Genomic DNA, 23739 nt, shown 5'->3' on the forward strand with positions numbered 1-23739 from the left:
TCGGTCCGTTATCTTTCGCGCCGTGGCGTCGGCGTGATCCCGTGGTGCAGTTCCGCCACATCGGGATGCGCACCCTGCGCGTCGGGTAGCGCAGGGCGTTGCGGCCCGATGTCGATCTGCTCTCGCCAGTCGACGCGCCCGTTCGTCAGCTCGCCACCCAGACGTGAATAGCCCCGGAAATGCGGGCTTTTCAACTGGCTGATCTGGTTCTTCTCCGCCTCGGGTAGCGCGAAGAACTGCCGGGCCAGCTCGAGGATCTCGGTGATCTGCGCATCGGGTATGCGGTGGCCGGTGAGGTAGAAGAAGCCGTGGGTGTGCGTGGCCTCCCGCAAGGCCAGGCGAAACGCCGCTGTGTCGGTATCGGCGGCAGACAGGTCAAGTACCGGCAGCATCACAGCGAGTCTTCGGTTCAGGCGCCCAAAGCCAAGCGCTACAGGTCGCCGGAGTAATCGGCGGTCAGCCAGCGGTCGGGCCGGATGGTGAACAGCACGCTGGAGTCGCCGTCCATGTTGGCGGCGAATGCCCGGCCGCCTTCTTGGCCCAGGTAGCGGATCGCAATGGCCTCGCGCTGCGGCAGCGGGGCCGGCGTGACCGCATTGACCACGGTGCCTTCGACGATCACATATTGGTAGGGCAGTTCTTCGCGCTGCACCACCAGCGTCACCGCGCCGGCCTGTTCGATGAGCCTGGCCTTCCGCCGGCCCGCACCGGTGTTGACCAGGATGTCGCCGCCGGGGGTGTAGTCATACCAAATCGGGACGCTGGCCGGGGGCCGGCCGTCGGTGGCGGCGACAGACAACACCGCGATGTGCTTGTCGGCGAGAAACTGTTGACGCTCGGTCTCGGTGAAGGGTTTGGGCATATCGGCTCGAACAGCGGTCGTCCCCGGGCTATTCCACCGGGTCGCGGAGCAGCTCTCCGGCAGGGGCGCCTCCCTCGGCTTACACTCCGGCGATGCCTGCCCAAGAGGAGCCCGGAATGCCTGTAGCGGATCTCGTTGTCATCGGCACGGTGCTCACGGTCAACGACGCGCAACCGACTGCCCAGGCGCTGGCGGTCACCGACGGGCGCATCGTGGCGGTCGGCGACCGCACGGACGTGGACGCGTTCATCGGCCCGGACACCCGGGTGCTCGACATCGGCGACGGCTGCGTATTACCCGGCTTCGTCGAGGCGCACGGGCATCCGCTGATGGAGTCGGTTGTGCTGTCCGGCCGGATGGTCGATATTCGGCCGGTCACCCTGGCCGACGCCGACACCGTCGTGGACCTGATCCGCCAAGAGGTGGCCGCGCGCGGCGTCGACGGGGCGTACGCGATCGGCTGGGACCAGCTGCTGCAGCCGGGTCTGCCCGAACCGACGTTGGCCTGGCTGGACAGCGTCTCTCCGGAGCACCCGCTGGTGATCGTGCACAACTCCGGGCACAAGGCCTACTTCAACTCTGCGGCCGGCCGGCAGGCCGGGTTGAGCCGTGACACCCCCGACCCCATCGGTGCGAAATACGGCCGCGACGCCGCCGGCGAACTGGATGGGACCGCGGAGGAGACCGCCGCGCTGATTCCATTGCTGGGCAAGGCGATGATGCCCGGCGACGCCCCGGCGATGCTGCGCGCCGAATGCGCACGGCTCAACCGGGCCGGGCTGACAACGATTTCGGAGATGGCGTTCTCACCGCAGTTCCGGCCGCTGGTTGACCACCTGCGCAATGAGCTGACCGTGAGACTGCGCACTTACGAGATCTCCAACGAGGCGTTGCACACCGACGCGTCGCCGGGGGACGGCGACGACATGGCGCGCCAGATCGGTATCAAAATCTGGGTGGACGGCTCACCGTGGATCGGCAACATCGACCTGTCGTTTCCGTATCTGGACACCGACGCCACCCGCATCATCGGCGTCGAACCCGGTTCGTGCGGGCACGCCAACTACACCGGCGAACAACTGACCCGCATCGTCGAGGCGTACTTCCCGCACGGCTGGCAGATGGCCTGCCATGTGCACGGCGACAACGGGGTTGACACCATCCTCGACGTCTACGAGGACGTGCTGCGGCGGTACCCGCGCGAAGACCACCGGTTGCGCCTCGAACACGTCGGCGCCATCCGCCCCGAGCAGTTGCGCCGCGCCGCCGCGCTGGGCGTGACCTGCAGCCTGTTCGTCGACCACCTGCACTACTGGGGTGATGTTCTGGTCGACGGACTGTTCGGGGAGGAACACGGCTCGCGGTGGATGCCGGCGGCGTCCGCCGTCGCGACGGGCATGCGCATCTCGCTGCATAATGACGCGCCGGTCACCCCCGAAGAGCCGTTGCGCAACATCAGCGTCGCCGCCACCCGGGTTGCGCCCAGCGGGCGGGTTCTGGCGCCCGACGAGCGGCTCACCGTCGAGCAGGCGATCCGGGCGCAAACCCTCGACGCGGCCTGGCAACTGTTCGCCGACGATGTGACCGGCTCCCTCGAGGTGGGAAAGTATGCCGATCTGGTGGTGCTCTCCGCGGATCCACGGGCCGTCGCCCCGGAGGCGGTCGCCGATCTGGAGGTACGCGCTACCTTCCTGGCCGGTCGCCAGGTGTTCTGACACGCGCGACCATCCGGCTATTTAAAGGAGATATAAGGGTCTAAAGTCATCTGGCGGGATAAGCCTGGTAAGGCTAACCTTCGTTCATGACACTTCCGATGCCCGACCGCAAGACCGCTGACCTCCCCGGACACTGGCTCTTCGCGCGCCTCGGCAAACGTGTCCTTCGGCCGGGCGGGCTGGAGCTGACCCACCGGATGCTCGCCGACGCGAACCTCGCCGGTGCCGACGTCGTGGAACTCGCGCCCGGCATGGGGCGCACCGCGAAAGACATCCTGCAGCACAGTCCGCGCAGCTACACCGGCGTCGAGGCCGACGACCATGCCGCCGGTGTCGTCCGCTCGGTGGTGGGCGACAAGGGACGAGTGGTCACCGGCGAGGCGTCGGAGACCGGGCTGACCGCCGGCAGCGCCGATGTCGTCATCGGCGAGGCGATGCTGACCATGCAGACCAACACCCACAAGTCCGAGGTCATGCGGGAAGCCTTCCGGGTGCTGCGGCCGGGCGGCCGTTATGCCATCCACGAAATGATGTTGCAGCCCGCCGAGGTGCCCGAGGCCGTCAAGGAGGAGGTCCGCACCGCCTTGGCCCGCTCCATCAAGGTCAATGCCCGGCCGCTGACCGCCCCGGAGTGGACCGAGCTGCTCACTGAGGCCGGCTTCACCGTGGAGAAGATCTCCTACGCGCCGATGGCACTGCTGGAGCCGCACCGGTTGATCGCCGACGAGGGCCTGGTCGGGGCGCTGCGCTTCGTGTTCAACGTGCTGCGCGATTCCGACGCGCGGTCCCGGGTGCTCAACATGCGCGCCACGTTCCGCCGCCATCGCAACAACATGGCCGCGATCGAGGTGATTGCTGCCAAGCCCGCCTGACCGGCTTGCCATGATGGTCAGGTGACAACCCGCGACCGCGACGACTCGGGCCGTCCCCGAAACGCCCGCCCGCGTGATCGGCTGGGCCGCCCGCTGCCCCGCGGCAGCCAGGGCGGGGTCGAAGGTGTTCCCGACGACCTCGACCTGCCGCCGTCCCAGATGCTGGCCTATGCGCAGCTGTTGCTGGACGACGGGCTGGCGTTCAACGCCCACGAGGTGCTGGAAGCCGCCTGGAAACATCGGCCCGCCGCCGAGCGTGAACTGTGGCAGGGCTTGGCGCAGTTGGCCGTCGGCGTCACCCACGTCCAGCGGGGCAACGTCGCCGGAGCGGTCAGCCTGTTGCGCCGCGGCGCCGAACATCTGGCGACGGTGCGGCTCCCGGCCCCGTTCGGGATCGACCTCACCGGATTGCTGGGCTTCGCCGCGCAGTTGGCCGACGACCTGGCGGCCGGCGTCGAGATCGCCCCGCAGCGGTTGCACCCGCGGCTGGTCGCGTGAGCGCCCCGATTCGCTGGGCGCTTGCCGACGGCCGCGACCTGCTGTTCTTCGCCCTGCCCGGCCGTGCCCCGGTGCCGGTGCCCGATCGGCGGCCGCTGCCTCCCCGTGACCCCGAGCCGTCGCAATTGCGCTTCGACCGCACCACCGGCCAGTGGGTGATCATCGCCGCGCAGCGCCAGGACCGCACCTATAAGCCCCCCGCCGAGGCGTGCCCGCTGTGCCCGGGACCGAGCGGTGAGACCAGCGAGGTGCCGGCGGCCGACTACGACGTCGTGGTCTTCGAGAATCGGTTCCCCAGTCTGGCCGGCGCCGGTGCCGTGGTCTCCCCGCCGCCGGACGGTGCCGAGTTCGTTTCCGAACCGGGCAGCGGGCGTTGCGAGGTGATCTGCTTCTCCGCCGATCACACCGGCTCATTCGCCGACCTGCCGGCGGCGCATGCCCGGCTGGTAGTGCAGGCGTGGCGGCACCGCACCGCTGATCTGTTGGCCCGCCCCGGCGTCGAGCAGGTGTTCTGCTTCGAAAACCGGGGCGAGGAGATCGGGGTGACGCTGGCTCACCCGCACGGCCAGATCTACGGCTACCCCTACCTGACCCCGCGCACCGCCGCGATGCTGGCGCAAGCGCGTGATCATCGAGTGACGCACGGCGGGAATCTGTTCGCCGACCTACTGGCGGCCGAGCGTGCCGAGGGTGCACGGATCGTGGCGCAGACCGAACACTTCACCGCGTTCGTGCCGTTCGCCGCACGCTGGCCCGTCGAGGTGCACCTGTACCCGAACCGGTGGGTGCACAGCCTGACCGACCTGACCGATCCCGAGCTCGACGACTTCGCAACCGTCTACCGGAATCTGTTGGGTCGCTTCGACCGTCTCTACGACGCCCCGCTGCCCTATATGGCCGCACTGCACCAGTACCGCAACGACGGCGCGCAGGCCGACGGCTATTTCCACGTCGAGCTGATGTCGATCAGACGCAGCGCCACCAAACTGAAATATCTGGCGGCCTCGGAATCGGCGATGGACGCGTTCATCGCCGACGTCACCCCGGAGTCCGTGGCGGCTAGGCTGCGTGAGCTGTGATCACCTACTCCGCGCCGGGACGAGTCAACCTGATCGGCGAACACACCGACTACAACGCCGGTTTCGCGCTGCCCATCGCGTTGCCGCAACGCACCAGCGTCGCCTTCACCCCCGGCGAGGTCGACACGCTCACCGTGCTCAGCGACCGGGCCGATGCGCCGGTGATCATTCCGCTGGACACCACGCCCGGGCAGACGACCGGATGGGGGGCCTATGTCGCCGGGGTGATCTGGGCGCTGCGCGACAGCGGTTTCGCGGTGCCCGGCGGCACCATGGACATTCGCAGTGACGTACCGATCGGCTCGGGCCTGTCGTCGTCGGCGGCCCTGGAATGCGCGGTGCTCGGCGCCTTGGCATCGGCGGCCGGTCTGCATATCGACCGCATCGAGCAGGCCCGGATCGGCCAGCGCGCCGAAAACGACTATGTCGGAGCCCCAACCGGATTGCTGGATCAACTGTCTTCCCTTTTCGGAGAGGTGTCCAGCGCGCTGCTGATCGACTTCCGTGATGTCGCCGTGCACCCGGTGCCGTTCGACCCGGACGCGTCCGGGGTGAGTCTGCTGCTGCTCGACTCCGGCCAACGGCACGGCCACGTCGACGGCGAGTACGCCGCCCGGCGCGCATCGTGTGAGCGCGCCGCCGCCGCATTGGGGGTGGGATCGCTGCGCGACGTCCAGCACCGGGGTGTTCAGGCGCTGGATGCGGTCACCGACCCGGTCGATGCCCGGCGAGCTCGGCACGTGCTGACCGAGAACGAGCGCGTGCTGGATTTCGTTGCGACTTGCGCCGAAAGGGATTTCGCCACTGCCGGAGCTTTGTTCACCGCATCGCACGCCTCGATGCGCGACGACTTCGAGATCACCACTGAGCACATCGACCTGATTGCCGACAGTGCGGTGGCCGCCGGCGCGCTCGGCGCCCGGATGACCGGCGGCGGGTTCGGCGGCTGCGTGATCGCGCTGGTGCCGGCCACGCTCACGTTGAAGGTGGGCGACGCGGTGCGCGCCGCGGTCACCGAGGCCGGCTACCCCGAGCCGGAGGTGAGCCGGGTGTACGCGGCAGCCGGAGCGGGATAGTCTCAGATTCCGTAGTCGGGCAGGTCGAAATCGTCGCGCACGGTACCGGCGAAGAGGTTTGTCAGTATCCGCAGGTTCATTGCCCGGAGCGCGAGGTTGCGAAACCACAGGCCGAAACGTGTTCGGGTGGCGAAGAAGCCGAGCAGTTGCTGCGCGTTGGACTGTTTGGCCTCGATCAACGGGCGCAGTCGTGACTCGTAGGCCTCGAACGCGCGTAGGTGGTCACCGCCGGCGCGGTGCAGCTCGCCGGCCAGCACATAGGCCTCGGTGATCGCCAGGCCGGTGCCCTCGCCGCCGAGCAGCGAGATGCACCCGGCGGCGTCGCCGATCAACAGCACTCGGCCGCGCGACCAATGGTTCATCCGAACCTGACTGACCACGTCGAAGTACAGGTCTCCCGGGTCGCCGGCATCGAGGGCGGCCAACAGTTGCGGGCACTCCCAACCGGCATCGGCGAACCGGTTGTGCACCTGGACCTTCGGATCGGAAACGTCAGGTGAGGCGTCGCGGAACACGAACAAGGCCAGGGTGCGGTCGTCGCGCAGCGCCACGCGGGACACCTGCCGGTCGGGGACTGCGTATGTCAGGTAGGTCAGTTCGTCCCGGGGCCGGTAGCCGTCGACGACGGCCGCGGCCACCTTGCAGCCGAGGTAGTGCTCGAAACCCGGGTCCGGGCCGAACACCAACCGGCGTACGTTGGAGTGCAGCCCGTCGGCGCCGATCACCAGGTCGAACTCGCGCGGCCCGGCATGGCCGAAGCTCAGGCGGACGCCGTCGTCGTCCTGGTCGATGGCGGTGATGCTGTCGCCGTAGATCATCTCGACGTGCTCGGCAATGGTGGCGTGAATGGTGTCGGCCAGGTCGCCGCGCGGCAGGCTGGTGAAGTCGTCGCCGAGTAAGTCCCGAAAGACGTTGGCGTCCAACGTGGCGAGGGTGTGGCCGTCGGCGCCGACCGTTCGGACGGAGTCGATCTGGTAGCCCTTGTCCAGGATCTGGGCCTCCAGGCCCATGCGCTGGGCGACGGTGTAACCGACGCCCCAGAAGTCGATCATGTAGCCGCCGGAGCGGAAGGCCGGCGCGCGCTCGATCACGGTCGGGGTGTGGCCGGTGCGGTGCAGCCAATACGCGAGCGCCGTCCCGGCTACTCCCGCACCGCTGATCGCAATCCGCATCGGCTCAGATCATTTCGTTCTCTGTCAGCCATCGCATCACCGGCCAGCCGACGAACACCGGCAGCCAACAGGTCAGCACCCGGTAGAGCAGCACCGACGGGACCGCCAGAGCGGCGGGCACACCGAACGCGGCCAGCCCACCGATCAGGGCGGCCTCCACGGCTCCCACCCCGCCGGGCGTCGGCGCCGCGGAGGCCAGCGTGCCGCCCACCATCGTCACGACCGTGACGGTGACGAAGGAGGTGTTGCCGCCGAAGGCCTCCACGCTGGCCCACAGTGCCAGCGCCGCGCCCAACGTGGTGCCTGCCGCGCCCAGCACGATCAACGCCAGCCGCTTGGGTTCGCGGGCCAGCTCCACCAGGTCGCCGGTGACTTCCTTGAGGCGTGGCCGCAGCGCTGTGGTCAACCATCGGCGCAGGTTCGGCACCAGCAGCACAATGCCGGCCAAGCCGAGCGCCACACCGGCGATCAGGTACAGCATGGTGGCACCGGGTACGAAGTGGGACAGGTCCGTCGAGGCGCCCGCAGCGGTGGTGAAGACAACCAGCAGAATCACGTGCACGATCACCTGCACCGACTGCTGGAGTGCGACGGCGGCGGTCGCGCGCAGTGTGCTCAGGCCGCCCTTTTGCAGGAACCGGGTGCTCAGCGCCAACCCGCCGACCCCGGCCGGGGTGGTGGTGGCCGCAAAGGTGTTGGCCACCTGCATGATCGCCAGATTGCGAAAGCTGACCAGGCCGTTGGCGCAGGCCCACAGTGCGCCCGCGGCGCCGACATAGGTCAGCGACGAGACGATCAGCCCGACCAGCGCCCACCACCAGTTCGCTTGGCGCAGTTGGGAGAAGAAGGTGGGCACCTGGCTGATGAAGGGATAGGCCACGTAGACCAGGGCGCCAAGCAGGATCAACTGAATCAGCTGGCTGCGGGTGAACCGGGTGATGGTCTTGGTCTGGATCTGATCGGTACCGGTCTGACGTTTGACCTCCTCGCGGGCGGCGGCGATCACCGTGCCGACGTCGGGGACGGCATTGCGAAGGCGTGCGGGCACCGCGGATTTGGTGAGGCGTCGTGACGCGGCCAACACTGCGGTCCGGCCGAAGTACTCGATGGCCGCCTCCACCGCCGCGGCCGCGTCGTACAACGATGACGTCGTCACCAGCAACTGGGCGATATCGGATTGCAGCTGGGTGTCGGTGGCGCCGTACTCGGCATTGCCGAAGCCGCCGAACAGAACCTGGCCGCCGTCGACGGTCATCTCCTTGGCGCGCAGGTCGCCGTGCGAGATCTGCTGATCGTGCAGGTGCCGCAAGGACTCCCAGGGCTTGGCCACCGGCGTGCTGGCGGTGCAGTCAGCGATCGGGGTGCCCCTGGTGGGGGTGTGGGCGTATAGCGTCCAGCCCCGGTCGAGGGAGGCGACCGCGACGGTGTTGGTGTTGGCGAGCCCGGCATCGGCGATGGAGATCGCCATCAGCGCGCGATGCTCCACGGCGCGGTGTAGCGAGGCATGCAGCGGCGCGGTCTCGGTGGTGCGTAACCGGAATTTGCGCCAGAGCTGTCGCAGCGCGCCGCCGCTGCGCTGGTTGGGGCCGTACAACTCGATGATCACCGGGTGGTCGCCGACGGTCGACAGCACCAGCGGGCCGGGGCCGGCCGGCCGGATGACGGCGAGTTCGGAGACGGTGTGCCGGCGGCGGGCCAGGGTGCGGACGGTGCCCTCCAGCGGCACCTCCAGCGCGGGTGTGCCGACGATCAGGATCACCAGGGCCCCGACGAACCAGCCGACGGCCAGCCCGAGCAGCGAGCGCGCCGGGACGATCGCGCTGACCACCAGGTGGATCGGTACGAACGCCAGCAGCAGTGCCCACCACCAGCGTCTCCAGCGGGCGGGCAGCCAGGGCCCGGAGACGGTGAGCATGGCGGCGAGCATGGCGATCCACCGCGGGTCGTCGAGGAACTGCGCCAGCGTGGTGGCCAGCCGATCGGACAGGTCGAAATGCCAGTTCGGCGCGGCCATGCCGGTACTGCGGATCGACAGTGACACCACTGCGAGCAGTCCGGCCACGGCATAGGCTCCGAGCAGCTTCCATTGCTTGGAGACCACCAGTCCGATCAGGATCGCGAACGGCAACGCCAGGATCGCGATGCCATAGGCGAGGTAGACCAGGTTGGCGTGGACGGGGGAGAGCACCCCGACGATCTGGGACACCGACCGCTCGAGTGCCACCCATTCGTAGCGGGTGACCAGCGAGCTGGTGATGACGGTCGCGAGGAAGAGTGCGGCCAGCACCAGACGCAGAATGTCATTGGTGCGTCGGGTCAGCGGCTGCAGCAGGTTGCCGGTGACGGCGACGTCGCGCCCCTCAACTCGCATGATCTCTTTCGGTCCGTCTCATGCCGCATCGCGTGGCGGCTCGCCACAACTTAACCGGTGAGCTGCGGTATCACGCTGGATTGTCGGCGACATGGCGCCGCGTCGGCCCGCGTGAGTCTCATGTGCCACACCCGTCACCATCGACGATCGGCACCAGGTGTGCCCGGCTTGCAGCGACTAGAGCGGGTAGCTGACCCCGGTCATCTTCTCCGACTCCTCCCATAACCGGCGCCACAGTCGCTGATCCTGGGACAGCTTGTTCGACGGGCACGGCCCCATCGGGCCGCGGGACTGGTTCAGCTTGGTGGGACCCCAGTAGATGTCCGGGTCGGCGTCGGGAACGGTCGCGGCGAACAGGGTCGACTCGGCGCCCCGCTCCGGCGGCTGGCCGACCAGCGGCAGGCCGTACTTGGCGATCAACCCGACGATGGTCTTGTCGTTGTCGAACAGGTCGGTGGTCGACACCCCGGGGTGCACGCCGTAGGAGCGCACCGGCGAGCCGGCCGCAACCAGGCGCCGCTGCAGCTCGCGGGCGAACATCAGGTTGGCCAGCTTGGACTGGGCGTAGGCGAGGTTGCGCTGGTAGGGGCGGTGCTCATAGTTGAGGTCGTCGACCCAGAACTTGGGGGTCTGCTTGTGCGCGATGCTCGACACCGTCACCACCCGGTCACTGATCCGGTCCAACAGCAGGCCGGTCAGCGCGAAGTGTCCCAGATGGTTGACGCCGAACTGCGTTTCGAAGCCGTCCACGGTGCGCCGCATCGGGATGTTCATGATTCCGGCGTTGTTGACCAGCACGTCGAAGCCGCCCTGCTGCGCGGCGAAGTCGCGCACCGAGGCCAGGCTGCCCAGGTCCAGCGCCGCCACCGTGACGTCACCGTCGATGCCGTCGGCGATCTCCTGGGCTTTGGCGGTGTTGCGACACGCCATCACCACGCTGGCGCCCTTGGCGGCCAGGGTGCGGGTGACGACCTCACCCAGGCCGCCGTTGGCGCCGGTCACCACGAAAGTGCGGCCGGACTGATCGGGGGTGTCCGCGATTCTGAAAGACATGCTGGTCACGGTACCTGCCGCTGGACTAGGCGGTGCCCGCACCGTCTTCGGCGACCAACACCGCGCCGCGGTGGGTGATCACGTGGCGTTGCCCGGCCCCGGCGGTCTCCAAGTAGTCGGCACGCAAGGTGACCCGAATACCGCCAGGAATACGCGGAATCACCAGCTGCACCGACCGGCCGGGCGCCTCATGCAGCACCGCCACCGGGGGAAGGCGCAGCACCCGCCTCAGATCGCGGTCGGTGTGGCCATCGAGGATGCCGGCGGCACGAACGCTGCCGTGGATCACCCATTCCAGGTTGGCGTCCAGAGCCCGAGTCCGTTCCATCGACAGCGGGGAAGCCGGCGGGATAAGAAGGCTGATCAGGGGTATCGGGTGCCGGTGAGCGAATGCCACGTCGCGCGCGGCCCAGCCCCTGGCGTCGCGCAGTGAACGTAGTGCACCCCGTTCAATCAGCGCCGCAACGACTTTCGTCGGTGCGCCGTGACGGGCTGCCTGGTGCAGCGGAGTAACCCAGTCGGTGCTGCCGGGCCGCCACTGGTTGGCGCTGAGCGCCGGGTCGGCATCAAGCAGATCGAACAACGCCGGCCAGTCGCCGGCCTCGGCCGCGTCGGCCATTTTGTGCCCGGCTGTGACGGTCTCCTCCGACATCAGTGAAGGTTCCAGCACACCGGGCCAAGCTATAGGGGGTTCGTCCATGCCCGGAACCGTAGCGAGGGGGTCTGACAACTGCCCTCGGGCGAGGTTGAGCGACAAAGGTTGTCGGTGCCTGCCGATAGATTCCTCACACGAGAAACACCGAGCGGGAGGCAACAATGTCGGACTCTGCAGACAGACCGTCGGTCGTCACGCGCGTGCTGCTGCTCGGTGACCGTGAGACTGTCGATCACCGCGCCGATCTGGCTACCGATGCCGCCCGCCAGCACTGCGTGGTTATCGATGCGTTCGGCTTCGAGGAGGGGGCGGCCGGTGGTACCGACGACTTGACCGAGGTCGACGCGGTGGTCGCCGCGCTGGGCCGCGCGATCGGCGGCCGGATGGATGTCTGGGTGCCGTTTCCCGGCCCGGATTTCATCCGCGAGCAGCACCTGCGGCGGATCAGCCTGGTACTGCAACGGCACGGGTTGAACCTGCGGCTGACCCGGGAACTGTTCGAGGCGCCTACCGAGGGTGGGATGAACGAGATCGACTTCGCGCTGCGCCGGGAGGTCCGGGCCGTCGACGACCTCGATCAGGCGGCGCTGGCTGCCGAGGGTGCCGAGAGTCTGAGCCGGGAGATCGAGCTGGCGCTCAGAGCGGTCCGCGGTCCGCAGGCGGTGCGGCGCATCCCGTCCGGCGCCAACAGGGCGGGCCGGCACCCGGGGCCCCCGGTCCTGCCCTCGCCCTCGGTGCCGTGGCCGGAACGCAAGGAGCACCTGGAGCGCTACGTGCGCTGGCTGGTCGACGGATGCGGTGTCACCCAGGCGGCCACGGCGCGGGTGCTCAACTCGGCCGGGCAGCGCACGCCGACTGGCCGGCCCTGGAAGCCTGGCACGGTGTCAAAGCTGCTCAACGGCAAGTACGACGGCCCGCGGCGTCCCGGTGACTTCAGGCCCGATGCGGTAGCTGGGTGACGACAACGGGCGGGATGACGGCCAGGGGATGGTGGCCATTGCGACGCTGAAACCGCTTGGGCCGCAGTGCTTCGACAGTCGGGTAGCTCATATGGTGTCCACCAGCGACAAAAAAATCAGTGCCCATGGCAACCCGCCGGCCGCCAGGGCCAGACCGGACCCGCCCACGGCCAGCCCCAGGCCGCGCCGGCGCGGTGACTCGGAACGCAAGATTATTGCGGCGATCAGCAGCGACGCGGCGGTTGTGATGGCGACCGTGGCGGCAAGCATGATGCGATAGCCGGCATGGCTGTCTATCGGCAAGTGGCCCAGTAGCCATCCGACGCCGAACGCCCCTGCAAACACGATCTGGACGACGATCGGCGCTGATCGAGTGGCCGTTCGCCAGACCTCGTTGTCCTGAACGAGAATTCGTGCCCTCAGTCGATTGAGCATGGCCGAGTCCTCTCAGTGCAGATGCTGCAGTAGCTGGTAGATCACGGTGGCGGGGATGACGGTGGCGGCGATGGTCAGGGGAGTTGCGAGGTATCCGATGAGGATCCCGCGCCCGACCTGGCTCGCGGTGTCGGGCAGTTCCCGCATGAACAGTCCGGTCGGTACCACCACTACCGTTGCGAGCACAAAGAAGAAGATGCTGGCGAACCAGAAGGGCAGCCAAGCCCACGTCGCGGTCTCGACGATCGCGATGGTCGCCAGCGTGGCGAGGAAGCCGCGGGGTCCGTAGCGGGCTGTTGGGTTGGTGGTGGCCATGACGGCTCCTTCGACGGCGCTTAGCTGATTGGTCTCGACGAGACGGATGGCGGCGCATAGACCGGCCCGAAATCACGAGCCGCCGCGTCGTCGAACGCGGCGAACCGAGAACTGCCGACACCGACCTCGTGGTGGATCGGCAGATTGGTGACCGGGCCCAGCCAGGTATTACCCGAGTGCGCCGGATCGATCAACACCGTGTGGGTACTGCCATTCGGCAGATCCTGGTAGACCTCCAGCGACGGATAATTGGTACGGGTCCCGTCGATGTAGACGCCGTCGTGTCCCGGGGTGAACACCAGATCGCCGTTGACGCTGAGCCGATTGTCACGCAGTGGTCCGTGCGCGTCCGTCGTGAAGCCGGGCACCAGCGGGTTCCCCGCGTCGTACTTGATGCGCACCGATCCATCCGGGGCTTGCCAGATGCTGCCCTGGGGCACACCGACTGCCACTTTGCCAGGGCCGCCGCTGCCGTTGAGTTCAACCGAGGGGTTCTGTCGCATCACCACGATGCCGTTCTCGTAGTCGATGTAGGTGGTGACCTTGGTGTCCTCGGGATCAAAGCGCGCATCGGGTCCACGATTGTTGCCGAAGTCGCGAGAAAAGAAGCCGCTCTTGACATCGCGCTGCGGGATCCACTGCGACGCGCGCACCACGCCCTGTCCGGGCACCGGATCTATCCGGGCCACCCGGATCTCGGATTGCACCCCCTGGAATTTCGGGTCGTACGTCTCCGGATCCAGGACGGCCGCAGTCGCCCAGTCCGAGGTCGATATCGGGTCGCGGCCGAAGGACTCCCGGAAGGCATCGATCTGATTGAGCCGGCGCTCATCGGCGGTTGCCGGCGACCGTTTGTGCGTCACGTAGTCGACGGTTTGGACGCCGCGCCTGCGAGGGTCCTCGGCCACGTAACCGCCGCCCAGCGAGTGCACTGCCTGCGCACGGGCGTGGCTGTCCACGACGGTGTCGGCGATCACCTGATGAATGTCGCGGGTCTTGGCGGTCAGGAACCGCTGGAACTGCCGGGCTCCCGCGGGTGTGTTCAACGCCGACGCGCGATTGTGGGCTAACGCCTCGCGGATCTCGGCCTCGATGCCGTCGAGTCGTGTGCGACCCCGCAGGGCCACCTGCGTGGCACCGCGCACCGTCGCCAGGAAAGCCCGGTCGGCCTGGGTGGATCTCTGCAGTCGCCGCGCCAGGACATCCTCGCGTGCTCGCGCGGCATCGGCGTGGGCGCCGAGTTCCTCGGGCATACCCGCGACGCTAGTTCAGCGACGGCGATTCCGGTATTCACCCGAGGCCGCGTCTTGAGCGTCAGTCCTTGAAGTACACCAGCTGATGCGTGCTGGCCAGCAGCCGGCCCGCCCGAGACCACAGGTGCGCGCTTTGATCGAAGTAGCCGCGTGAAAATCGATTGGCGTGCGCGCTGGCCAGCAGGAAATCGCTTCCGAGCGAATCAATTTCGCCCTGGTCGGCGTGAAAATAGGTGGTCAGCGAGATGGTGCCGGCCGGCAGGAACCGGCCGCTGCGCAAGAACACCCGAGGGAAGAACACGTCCGACAGGCACGCCAACGCCGCGAAGTCCAGCGGCCGGTCCTCGGCGTCGCGCACCCACAATGTGGTGGTCGACGATGCGCTGGGCGCTACGGCCCTGAGTGGCACCGGGCCGTCGGTGAAGCGCATGTCGTAGCGCTTGGCCCAGACGATGGCATCGACGAACCGGCCGGGGGCGACGTCCTCGGGAGCGGGCGTGCTCGGCGGGTGGCTTTCGTCGTCGGCCCAGGTGTCGCGATGCAGGCCGAACAGCGCGGTCGCGGTGGTTCTGACCTCGTCACCCTGGCGCAGCTCGAGCACCCAATGCTGGTTACTACGGTTGGTCCGGGCGGCGCGCACGCAGATGTCGAACTCGCCGTCGGCGATCGGCGCGGCGAAGTTGACGGACAGCGCCAGCGGATCGCCGATGCGCTCGGGGTGCGATTCGACCGCGCGCAGCAACACCGCCGCGGTGATCCCGCCGAACGGCCCGACCATGTTGGCCCACTCCGGCTGGGTCACACCACGAAAAGTCCCGGCGTCGACGGTCTCGAACTGCATGGCACGGTCGAAGGGGTGCGAGGAGGCGGTCACGGAGATCCTTCGGGTGGGTGGAACGACATCGGTCACGCTATCGCGGTGACCACCCAGGTGCGGCCCGGGAACTGCACCACACCGTCGACCCGCTGCCGGCGCAGCTCGTCACGCAGCTCCTCGACCACGCCGGCCCAGCCGTCGGCGCCCAGCCTGGTCTCCAGTTCGGCGCGGGCCTGCTGCCCGGTGCGGTTGGCCAGGATCAACGCCAGCCGTTCTTCGACGCCATCGCTACCGCCGATCCCGAAATTGCAGGTCCCGTCGAACGGTTCCAACCCGATGTCGCTCCAGCCGGCGTCGGACAGGACGGCGCGCACCCGCTCGGGATTGCCGAAGGCCAGCGGGCCGGGCGTCGTGGGATCCAGCGCAGCCGGAGGAGTCTCCAACTTGGCGGCCAGGACGTCGATGCCCGCGGTGAACATCGGATTGTCGCCCTCGCGCCAGCACACGAACGCCAGCCGGGAACTCGGAGCCGCCGCGCGGCGGATGTTGGTGAATGCGGCCACCGGATCGTCGAAGAACATCACCCCGAACCGGGAGACGACCCGGTCGAACGAGGACCCGTCCGCGGCTGCGCGCAGGTCGATGGTCTGGGCGTCGCCGAGTATCACGGTGGCCGCCGGTACCCGCCGGCGCGCCGCCTGTGCCATCGGCTCGGAGATGTCCACGCCGAACGGAACGGCGCCCAGGGTCGCCGCGCGCTGCAGCAAGGTGCCCGAGCCGCAGCCGATGTCGAGCACCCGCTCACCAGCAGTGATGCCGGCGGCCTGCAAGACCGCGTCGGCGAACGGTGCCAGCACCGCCTCGAAGATCGCTGCGTTGTCCACCCAGTCGATACCCTGGGCCGCCCAGGCCTGCTGCTGTTCCTCGTTCGCCATGCCCTCAGGGTAGGGGCCGAAAGTCGGGGTGGACGCCGCGCGGCCCATGATGTTGGTCTAGGTCAACACCCCGGCGAAGGAATCCCACATGGCCGACGCTCCGCTGCGTGACGATCACCTCGAGCTGCTGCGTCGTCGCGCGCTGACCGAGGACACCGCCCGCCCGCAGGCAGTGCAACGCCGGCACGCCGCCGGGGGCCGTACGGCCCGCGAGAACATCGCCGACCTGGTCGACCCCGGCACCTTCGTGGAGTACGGGCGGTTCGCGATCGCAGCCCAACGCGCTCGCCGTGACATCGACGACCTCATTGCCAACACCCCCGGCGACGGCCTGCTGGGGGGAACGGCCACCATCAACGGCGCACTGTTTGGACCCGAACGCGGCGCCTGCGCCGTGTTGTCCTACGACTACACCGTCTTGGCGGGAACGCAGGGCGCGGTCGGCCACTTCAAGAAGGACCGTCTGTTCGAGCTCATCGAACGGATGCGCCTGCCCACCGTCTTCTTTGCCGAGGGCGGCGGTGGCCGGCCCGGTGACACCGATTATCCGACGGTGTCGTCACTCGACGTTCCGGCTTTCGCTTTGTGGGCCAAGCTGTCCGGTCTGGTGCCGCGTATCGCGGTGGTCAAAGGCCGCTGCTTCGCCGGCAACGCGGTGATCGCCGGCGTCTCGGATCTGATCATCGCGACCGCGGACACCTCGATCGGCATGGCGGGCCCGGCGATGATCGCCGGCGGCGGACTGGGCCACGTCGCACCCGATGACGTGGGCCCGTTGTCGGTGCAGGCACCCAACGGCGTCGTCGACGTGGTGGTGGCCGATGAAGCCGAGGCCGTCGCGGTGACCAAGCAAGTCCTCGGCTATTTCCAAGGCGCTACCGCCCCCGGCGTGGTGGCAGACCAGAACGCCTTGCGCAGCATGATCCCCGAGCGGGCACGGCGCGCCTACCCGCTCAAGCCGATCATCGAGACCATCGCCGACGTTGACTCGGTGACGTTCCTGCGGGAGAAGTTCGCGCCCGAGATGGTCACCGCCCTGGCTCGTATCGACGGCCGGACGCTCGGGATCATCGGCAACAACACCATGGTGATGGCCGGGGCCATCACCGCTGCCGCCTCCGACAAGGCCGCACGTTTCCTGCAGTTATGCGACGCCTTCGGGCTGCCCATCGTGTCGCTGGTCGACTGCCCCGGCTATATGGTCGGTCCTGCCGCTGAAGCAGAAGCGCTGGTGCGAAGGGCTTCTCGGCTGTTGGTGGCCGGCGCGGCGCTGCGGGTGCCGCTGATCGCGGTCATCCTGCGGCGCGGCTACGGCTTGGGCGCCCAGGCCATGATGGGCGGCAGTCTCCACGAACCGCTGCTGACCGTCGCCTGGCCGGGCGTGCATCTGGGGCCGATGGGACTCGAAGGTGCGGTCCGGCTGGGGCTGCGTAAGGAACTCGACGCCATCGCCGATCCCGATGAGCGCGAGGAACGCGTCCGCCACGCCACCGCCATCGCACAGGAGAATGCCAAAGCGCTCAACGCCGCAACTCTTTTCGAGATCGATGATGTCATCGACCCCGCGGAGACGCGCGGCTTGATCATCGCCACCCTGGCGGCGTCCGCCGGGTTCGGCCGCGACCTGCCACCGCGGAGGTTCGTCGACACGTTCTAAAGAGCCGCGCCGTTGTGTGGCATCCGACGCATTTCGGCACACCCCGAACCAGACAAGGTGATTCGCATGACCATCGACCTGCCCTACATCGATGAGCACACGCTGCGGATAGACGCGCCGCGCACCGTGGTGTGGAGCGCCCTGCGGCGCTATGTCGAGGCCATGTTGGCCGCCAACGAACGCAATCCACTGCTCGCGCCGCTCGGGTTGCAGCCCCGCGCCGGCTTCGAAGTGGCCGAAAGTGTTGAGCTGCAACGTCTTGAACTTGCCGGGCAGCATCGCTTCTCGCGCTACCGGCTGGTGTTCGAACTCACCGACGACCAGGCGGACGCAACGCGCATCCACGCCCACAGCTACGGAACCTTCCCCGGACTTCACGGCGGCATCTATCGCGCCCTGGTCATCGGGACGCGGCTGCACGTCGTCGCGACGAACCATTTGTTGCGGGAAATTCGCGCGGTGGCAACCCGCTAGCGGTGGCGTGTCACGCAGCCGAGCGCAGATTCCGATCTCCGCTGGCCGGTTGCGGCGCCGGCCGGTTGTGCGACGGCGCCCACCCGACATAGGTCAGATACAGCCCGATCAGTGCGAACAGCACGTAGGCGGCGCGCGCCCAGCCTTCGGCGCGCATCGCAATGTTTGCCGTCGACATCCCGGCGTCGGGAAACACGCTCAGTGCGAATCCTTTGATCGCGGTGATCCAGCCCGTCACCGACACGAAGATCGCCGCCGCGCCGCGCCAATACGGGTGAAATGCCACCACGACCAGGCCGGCCAATAGCGTGAACGCCCCGGCCACCCACAACAACAACGGGTCGGTCCCGTAGTCCGAGACTCGTTCCCACACCTGCGGGGCGCGAAATATCGCGGTCGAAGTGAGGATCAGTAGGAACGGGCCGATCACGCGGGCGAACATCCGCGTCCGGGCCGAAGATTGTTCTGACACACTCATCGCACTGCCCTCCTGGACCTGGTTTCACCAGGTTACGAGCATTGGGTGGCCGCCGCCAGTACCGCTGCGGCCGTGTCAGCGGCCGGTGGTGGTGTCCAAAGTCAGGTCCCAGGCCGACAGCCACGGTGTGATGGTCTGGGCTATCGAGAAGGGGTGCGGGTCTTCGCACTTGGGCTCGGAGTAGGTGCCGTCGGACACCGCGATGTAGATGCCGACCGCCTCGGCGGAGCCGTCTTCGCGCAGTCGGTAGACGGGCCCGCCGGAGTCTCCGCAGGTGCCGCCGGCTTCAAACCGGACCTTGTTGGCCTCGCTGGCCACTACCGGCCCGCACAGCGGTCCGCCGCTGCGGATTCCGTAGTGACACAGCACATCACCGGCCGACACATATTCGGCTACCCCGACCACCGGATGTCCATAGATGACCGAAGTCAAGGGAATCTTGCCCGGATCGTCCAGGGTGATCAGTCCGATGTCGTAGTCATCCCAGTTGCTGCCATCGTTGACGGTCTCGGTGAAGGTGCCGATGGTGCGATAGGCGAACGCGCCGCCGTGCCGGATCACCACCTGCCCGGGGCCGCCGCCCGGGTTGCAGTGCCCGGCCACCAGGAGTCCTGGCCGGCCGTCGCGGGTGTGCACCAGGAATCCGGTGGTGCAACTGATAGCGGCTTGGTCGTCGTCGGGGGAGACGTTGATGCCGATACCGGGCCCGATCGCGTGCGCCATCGGGACCGGCACCACGGGGCGCGCCGGATGGGTGCGATTCACCTGGTACAGGCCGATGAAGATCGCGGCGACCACGACAACGGTCCCGATCCGCCATGCCGCCGTCGTCAGCGTCTCCCAGCGGCGCCGTCCCGTCACCGTGGCAACGGTAGCGGTCGCCGCCCAGGTGCGGATACGGCGGCTGCGACCGGAACCCGCGAAAGCCCCCGTTGCGTAGGCTGGCCAGATGGCGTCTCCGATACTGACCGCCGACTTTGCCCGCGAGTTGCCCGAACTGGCGCGGCCCTGGCAGGCCGCCACTCCACCGGAGCCGAAGCTGCTGGTGCTCAACGAGGGCCTGGCCGCCGAACTGGGCTTGGATCCGGCCTGGCTGAAAAGCTCTGACGGTCTAAACCTGTTGACCGGTAGCGACGTTCCTGACGGCGCCACTCCGGTGGCCCAGGCCTATGCCGGACACCAGTTCGGCAACTACGTGCCCCTGCTCGGCGACGGCCGCGCCCTGCTGCTCGGCGAACTCAACGGCGAGCACCGGCGCGACATCCACCTCAAGGGTTCCGGGCCGACTCCGTTCGCGCGCGGCGGCGACGGTTTGGCCGTGGTCGGGCCGATGCTGCGCGAATACGTCATCAGCGAAGCCATGCACGCGCTGGGGATTCCCACCACCCGGTCTTTGGCGGTGGTCGCCACCGGAGCCCAGGTGCAACGCGAGGCCCCGGTGCCCGGGGCGGTGCTGACCCGCGTTGCGGCCAGCCACCTGCGGGTCGGCAGTTTCCAGCTGGTCGCCCAGCAGGCCCGCGCCACCGGTGACCTGGGGTTGCTGCGCCGGTTGGCCGACTACGCGATCGCCCGGCATTACCCCGGCGCCGCGCAGGCCGAAAACCCTTACCTCGCACTGTTTCAAGCGGTCGTCGAAGCTCAGGCCTCGCTGATCGCCCGCTGGATGCTGGTCGGATTCGTACACGGAGTGATGAACACCGACAATATGACCATCTCCGGGGAGACCATCGACTACGGGCCGTGTGCCTTCATGGAGGCCTACGATCCGGCGACGGTGTTCAGCTCCATCGACCACGCCGGGCGCTACGCCTACGGCAACCAGCCGCTGGTCGCGCAGTGGAACCTGGCCCGCTTCGCCGAGACCATCCTGCCGCTGCTGGCCGCCACCGAGGAGCTGGCCCTGTCGGTGGCGGTGGAGACCCTCGAAGGGTTCATGCCGCGCTATCACGGCCTCTGGTCGGCGGGGATGCTGACGAAATTCGGGTTGTCCGCCAGTGTGGAGGCTGCCGCGCTGATCGATCAGGCGTTGGCGCTGATGACCGACAACCAGGTGGACTACACCTCGTTCTTCCGGCAGCTCGCGGCGGCCGGGCGCGGGGAGACCGGCGCGCTGCCCGCGGTGTTCGGCGACTGGCTGGGCCGCTGGCGGGCCCTGCAGCCTGATGTCGACGCGATGGACCAGGTCAATCCGGTCTACATCGCGCGCAATCACCTGGTGGAGCAGGCGTTGACGGCGGCGATGCGCGGCGACCTATCGCCGGTGGAGAAGCTGCTGGAGGTGATCGCCGAGCCCTACCGGCCGCGCGACGGCTTGGCGGCATACGCCGCTCCGGCACCGCCGGAGTTCGGGTCCTACCGCACCTTCTGCGGGACCTGACGGCTCCGGTCAGCAGCCCGATGCGCGCCATGATGCGACGCCACGTGCGGGGTCCGCAGTCCCGGCGGCGCGGCATGGCGGCCCCTTGATCCGCCGTTCTCACTGATCTCGAAACGCCGCGCCAGCCGTGCCAGCGGACGAGGCGCCCACCAGTTCCACCGGCCCATCAGGTGCATGAACGCTGGCACCAACACCATCCGGATCAGCGTGGCATCGGCCAGCACCGCCAGTGTCAGACCCAGGCCGAGCATGCGCATGAACGACACCTGCGCGGCGATCAGCGCCGCGAACGAGATCGACATGATCAGTGCCGCTGCGGTGATCACCCGGGCGGTATGCGCCAAGCCCTGCGACACACTCTCGTCGTTGTCGGCGCGGGTGCGCCCCGAAGCCAGCCAGTACTCCCGGATCCGGGACACCAAAAACACCTCGTAGTCCATCGACAGCCCGAACGAGATGCAGAACAGCAACACCGGCACGTTGGCGACCAACATTCCGGTGGGGGTCGTGCCCAGCGCTCCCAGATTCCCGTCCTGGAATATCCAGACCAGCGCCCCGAACGCGGCGGCCAGCGACAACACATTGAGGATCAGCGCCTTGATCGGCAACACCAGACTTCCGGTCAGCAGGAACAGCAGCCCGAAGGTGATGACGGCGATCAGCCCCAGCACTTGCGGCAGCCGGTCGGTGATCGCGGTGACGCTGTCGCGGTTGATCTGCGCCAGCCCGCCCATCTGCACCGTCCGCTGACCGGGTGGCGGTACCTGATGCAGCAGATCGAGTTGGGTTTCCGAACGCTGCGAAAACAGCGGGGCGGTGCTGGCCACGGTGAGCAGCACGGTGTCGTCCTTGATCCCGGTGGCCGCCGAGGGATCGCCCACCCGGCCGCCGCCGACGAAGGTGCCGGTCGGCGCCGACACCGACGACACCTCCGGCACTCGGGACAGCGCGGCGGCATAACGATCCAACTCTTCGGGCGTGACGCCGTTCGCGTCACGAACCACGATCGGCACGGCCCGGTCGGAGTCGTCGGCGAAATCCTGGCGCAGCGCATCACCGACCTGGTGCGCCGACGCGGATCGCGGCAGCACCCGGTCGTCGGGATAGCCCCACTTGACCCCGAGGAACGGTACTCCGACCGCCACCAGCAGGGTGACCACCGCCAGACCGATCGGCACCGCGTGGCGGGCGACGAATCTCGTTGACCGGTACCAGAATCCCTCTTCGATCGGCTTGACGACGGGTTCGGGTCGCCGCAGCAGCCGGCGAATCGGCCGGCGCAGGTTCAGCGCGTCGAGCCGGGGCCCCAGCAGAGCGATCGCCGCCGGAGTCAGCACGATCGCCGCGATCGCCACGAACGTCACCGTCGCAACCCCGGCATAGGCGAACGACTTGAGGAAGTACATCGGGAACAACACCATGGCCGCCATCGACAGCGCGACGGTGATCGCCGAGAACAGCACGGTGCGCCCGGCGGTGCTCATCGTTCGGATCAGCGCTTGATCGGGGGCGACACCCTCGGCCAGTTCGTCGCGGTAGCGGTTGATGATCAGCAGGGTGTAGTCGATCGCCAGCGCTAAGCCCAACGCGGTGGTGAGGTTCATCGCGAATATCGATACGTCGGTGCCCAGCGCGATCAGCCGCAGCACCGCCATCGAGCCGACGATCGCGAGTCCACCGAGCGCGACCGGCAACGCCGCCGCCAGCAGACCTCCGAAAACCCACACCAGCACCGCGAAGCTCAACGGGATCGCGATCGACTCCATCAGCAGCAGGTCATGTTGATTCTGGTGATTGATCTGGGCGTAGACCATCGCCCCGCCCCCGGCGCGAACGCTGACCCCGTCGCGATCGTGGGCCACCTGGTCGGCCAGCGTGCGGGCATACTTCTGCGCGTCGTTCTCGCCGCCGCGCAGGTTGGCCACTATCAGACCGGCGGAGCCGTCGGTGCTGGTCAGTCGGGCAGCCGCAGCCGGCGGATCCGTCCATGGCGAGGTGACGTTGAAGACGTGCGGCGAGCGCTGCAGCACGTCGGCGATCTCGGTGCCGACCGTGCGGGCCCGCTCGCTGTCGACCCCCTCGGGCGAGCTCACCAGAATCAGCAGCTGCTGGTCGCTTTGGCCGAACTTGTCGGTGAGCAACTGGGTGGCCTGCGCGGACTCCGAACCGGGATCTTGAAAGCCCCCCGCGGACAGGTTGTCGGCGACGGGAATCCCGAACACCGCCGCGGCAACCATCACCAGCCCGGCCAGGATCAGGACGCGACGTGGAGCGGCGAGGGCCAGCAGGGCGATCCGGTGCAGCACGTAGTGACCTTCCGCCGAAATGGTCCACCGGAGGTACCGACGGCACCCCTAACGACAAGATACGTAGTGGACGGCGCGGGCGTTCAATATTCGCCGGCTACGCCGTGCCGTTGAACCACGGCCGCGGTGGCACCGTGACCTCGGCATGGACAACACTCCGACCGTGGCCGCCGTGGCCGTGGACAACTTGCCGCACCTGCCGCCCGAGGTCCTGACGCCGACCCGAAAATCGTTGCGTGACCATGGGAACCTGTCTTCAGTGTCGGTTCTGGATATCCTCGACGGCATCGACTCCGATCCGCCGCCGCCGGGCTCTCTTGGGTTGATGATCGCGATGGGGCCCGGTTTGTGCGCCGAACTCGTACTGTTGGAGTGGTAGC

At 68.0% G+C, this 23739-nt stretch carries 22 protein-coding genes and 2 pseudogenes; 10 read left to right on the top strand and 14 right to left on the bottom strand.

Annotation, left to right across the window (positions count from 1 at the left end; genetic code table 11):
• Positions 1–71: 71 nt before the first annotated feature.
• Positions 72–392, bottom strand: a pseudogene (locus tag N416_RS0113400) (2-oxoglutarate and iron-dependent oxygenase domain-containing protein); the annotation flags it as partial.
• 38 nt (positions 393–430) lie between these two features.
• Positions 431–862, bottom strand: a complete 432-nt coding sequence (locus tag N416_RS0113405; RefSeq protein ID WP_024442616.1) for a pyridoxamine 5'-phosphate oxidase family protein — start codon at positions 860–862, stop codon at positions 431–433.
• 116 nt (positions 863–978) lie between these two features.
• Between N416_RS0113405 and N416_RS0113410 the strand changes: the two genes are divergently transcribed.
• From N416_RS0113410 to N416_RS0113430, 5 genes are all read left to right on the top strand, one after another.
• Entirely contained in the window at positions 979–2577 is a 1599-nt protein-coding gene (locus N416_RS0113410) for an amidohydrolase (RefSeq protein WP_024442617.1), read from the top strand.
• A gap of 86 nt (positions 2578–2663) precedes the next feature.
• Positions 2664–3449, top strand: coding sequence for a class I SAM-dependent methyltransferase (locus tag N416_RS0113415; protein WP_024442618.1), 786 nt, complete (start codon positions 2664–2666; stop codon positions 3447–3449).
• Positions 3450–3470: 21 nt separating this feature from the next.
• Complete coding sequence (locus tag N416_RS0113420) at positions 3471–3947, top strand: DUF309 domain-containing protein (protein ID WP_024442619.1); 477 nt, start codon at positions 3471–3473, stop codon at positions 3945–3947.
• Complete coding sequence (galT, locus tag N416_RS0113425; RefSeq protein ID WP_024442620.1) at positions 3944–5026, top strand: galactose-1-phosphate uridylyltransferase; 1083 nt, start codon at positions 3944–3946, stop codon at positions 5024–5026. Before N416_RS0113420 ends, galT begins: the two co-directional genes overlap by 4 nt.
• Entirely contained in the window at positions 5023–6102 is a 1080-nt protein-coding gene (locus N416_RS0113430; protein ID WP_024442621.1) for a galactokinase, read from the top strand. Before galT ends, N416_RS0113430 begins: the two co-directional genes overlap by 4 nt.
• A gap of 2 nt (positions 6103–6104) precedes the next feature.
• On the opposite strand, the gene N416_RS0113435 is transcribed toward N416_RS0113430, so the two are convergent.
• The 4 genes from N416_RS0113435 to N416_RS0113450 form a co-directional block, all read right to left on the bottom strand.
• Positions 6105–7274 (bottom strand): FAD-binding domain, encoded by a 1170-nt coding sequence (locus tag N416_RS0113435; protein WP_024442622.1) that lies wholly within the window; start codon positions 7272–7274, stop codon positions 6105–6107.
• Positions 7275–7278: 4 nt separating this feature from the next.
• Positions 7279–9645: a lysylphosphatidylglycerol synthase transmembrane domain-containing protein gene (locus tag N416_RS0113440; protein WP_024442623.1), complete on the bottom strand. Its 2367-nt coding sequence runs from the start codon at positions 9643–9645 to the stop codon at positions 7279–7281.
• Between the two features lie 177 nt (positions 9646–9822).
• Positions 9823–10698: an oxidoreductase gene (locus N416_RS0113445; RefSeq protein WP_024442624.1), complete on the bottom strand. Its 876-nt coding sequence runs from the start codon at positions 10696–10698 to the stop codon at positions 9823–9825.
• 25 nt (positions 10699–10723) lie between these two features.
• The gene (locus tag N416_RS0113450) at positions 10724–11398 is read right to left on the bottom strand and encodes an ankyrin repeat domain-containing protein (RefSeq protein ID WP_036457934.1); all 675 of its coding nucleotides are present in this window, start codon (positions 11396–11398) and stop codon (positions 10724–10726) included.
• A 116-nt stretch (positions 11399–11514) separates the two neighbouring features.
• Here N416_RS0113450 and N416_RS0113455 point away from each other — a divergent pair, with 116 nt between their 5' ends.
• Positions 11515–12312 carry a hypothetical protein gene (locus tag N416_RS0113455; protein ID WP_024442626.1) on the top strand — a complete coding sequence of 266 codons (798 nt, stop codon included), beginning with the start codon at positions 11515–11517 and terminating at the stop codon, positions 12310–12312.
• Positions 12313–12399: 87 nt separating this feature from the next.
• On the opposite strand, the gene N416_RS21650 is transcribed toward N416_RS0113455, so the two are convergent.
• The 5 genes from N416_RS21650 to N416_RS0113480 all read right to left on the bottom strand — a co-directional run bounded on the left by N416_RS21650 (position 12400) and on the right by N416_RS0113480 (position 16067).
• Positions 12400–12747: a hypothetical protein gene (locus N416_RS21650; protein WP_024442627.1), complete on the bottom strand. Its 348-nt coding sequence runs from the start codon at positions 12745–12747 to the stop codon at positions 12400–12402.
• A gap of 12 nt (positions 12748–12759) precedes the next feature.
• Positions 12760–13062, bottom strand: coding sequence for a hypothetical protein (locus N416_RS0113465; RefSeq protein ID WP_024442628.1), 303 nt, complete (start codon positions 13060–13062; stop codon positions 12760–12762).
• 20 nt (positions 13063–13082) lie between these two features.
• On the bottom strand, positions 13083–14315 hold the full coding sequence (locus tag N416_RS22170) for a DUF4226 domain-containing protein (protein WP_024442629.1): 1233 nt from the start codon (positions 14313–14315) through the stop codon (positions 13083–13085).
• Positions 14316–14376: 61 nt separating this feature from the next.
• Positions 14377–15156 carry an acyl-CoA thioesterase II gene (locus N416_RS0113475; protein WP_036457976.1) on the bottom strand — a complete coding sequence of 260 codons (780 nt, stop codon included), beginning with the start codon at positions 15154–15156 and terminating at the stop codon, positions 14377–14379.
• Positions 15157–15221: 65 nt separating this feature from the next.
• Positions 15222–16067: a class I SAM-dependent methyltransferase gene (locus N416_RS0113480; protein ID WP_024442631.1), complete on the bottom strand. Its 846-nt coding sequence runs from the start codon at positions 16065–16067 to the stop codon at positions 15222–15224.
• An 88-nt stretch (positions 16068–16155) separates the two neighbouring features.
• On the opposite strand from N416_RS0113480, the gene N416_RS0113485 reads away from it, so the two are divergent.
• Complete coding sequence (locus tag N416_RS0113485) at positions 16156–17724, top strand: acyl-CoA carboxylase subunit beta (protein WP_024442632.1); 1569 nt, start codon at positions 16156–16158, stop codon at positions 17722–17724.
• 66 nt (positions 17725–17790) lie between these two features.
• Positions 17791–18198 carry a hypothetical protein gene (locus tag N416_RS0113490; RefSeq protein ID WP_024442633.1) on the top strand — a complete coding sequence of 136 codons (408 nt, stop codon included), beginning with the start codon at positions 17791–17793 and terminating at the stop codon, positions 18196–18198.
• Between the two features lie 10 nt (positions 18199–18208).
• Here N416_RS0113490 and N416_RS0113495 read toward each other — a convergent pair whose 3' ends face one another.
• Positions 18209–18676 carry a hypothetical protein gene (locus N416_RS0113495; protein ID WP_024442634.1) on the bottom strand — a complete coding sequence of 156 codons (468 nt, stop codon included), beginning with the start codon at positions 18674–18676 and terminating at the stop codon, positions 18209–18211.
• Between the two features lie 75 nt (positions 18677–18751).
• The gene (locus N416_RS0113500; protein WP_155943371.1) at positions 18752–19537 is read right to left on the bottom strand and encodes a hypothetical protein; all 786 of its coding nucleotides are present in this window, start codon (positions 19535–19537) and stop codon (positions 18752–18754) included.
• Positions 19538–19625: 88 nt separating this feature from the next.
• Here N416_RS0113500 and N416_RS0113505 point away from each other — a divergent pair, with 88 nt between their 5' ends.
• The gene (locus N416_RS0113505; RefSeq protein WP_024442636.1) at positions 19626–21053 is read left to right on the top strand and encodes a YdiU family protein; all 1428 of its coding nucleotides are present in this window, start codon (positions 19626–19628) and stop codon (positions 21051–21053) included.
• On the opposite strand, the gene N416_RS0113510 is transcribed toward N416_RS0113505, so the two are convergent.
• On the bottom strand, positions 21029–23359 hold the full coding sequence (locus tag N416_RS0113510) for an MMPL family transporter (protein WP_024442637.1): 2331 nt from the start codon (positions 23357–23359) through the stop codon (positions 21029–21031). The two genes, N416_RS0113505 and N416_RS0113510, sit on opposite strands and share 25 nt — an antisense overlap.
• Before the next feature lie 175 nt (positions 23360–23534).
• On the opposite strand from N416_RS0113510, the pseudogene N416_RS0113515 reads away from it, so the two are divergent.
• A pseudogene (locus tag N416_RS0113515) lies at positions 23535–23738 on the top strand (type III polyketide synthase); the annotation flags it as partial.
• Position 23739: the final 1 nt, after the last annotated feature.

It is taken from the genome of Mycobacterium sp. UM_WGJ (genome assembly GCF_000455125.1).
Taxonomy (GTDB): domain Bacteria; phylum Actinomycetota; class Actinomycetes; order Mycobacteriales; family Mycobacteriaceae; genus Mycobacterium.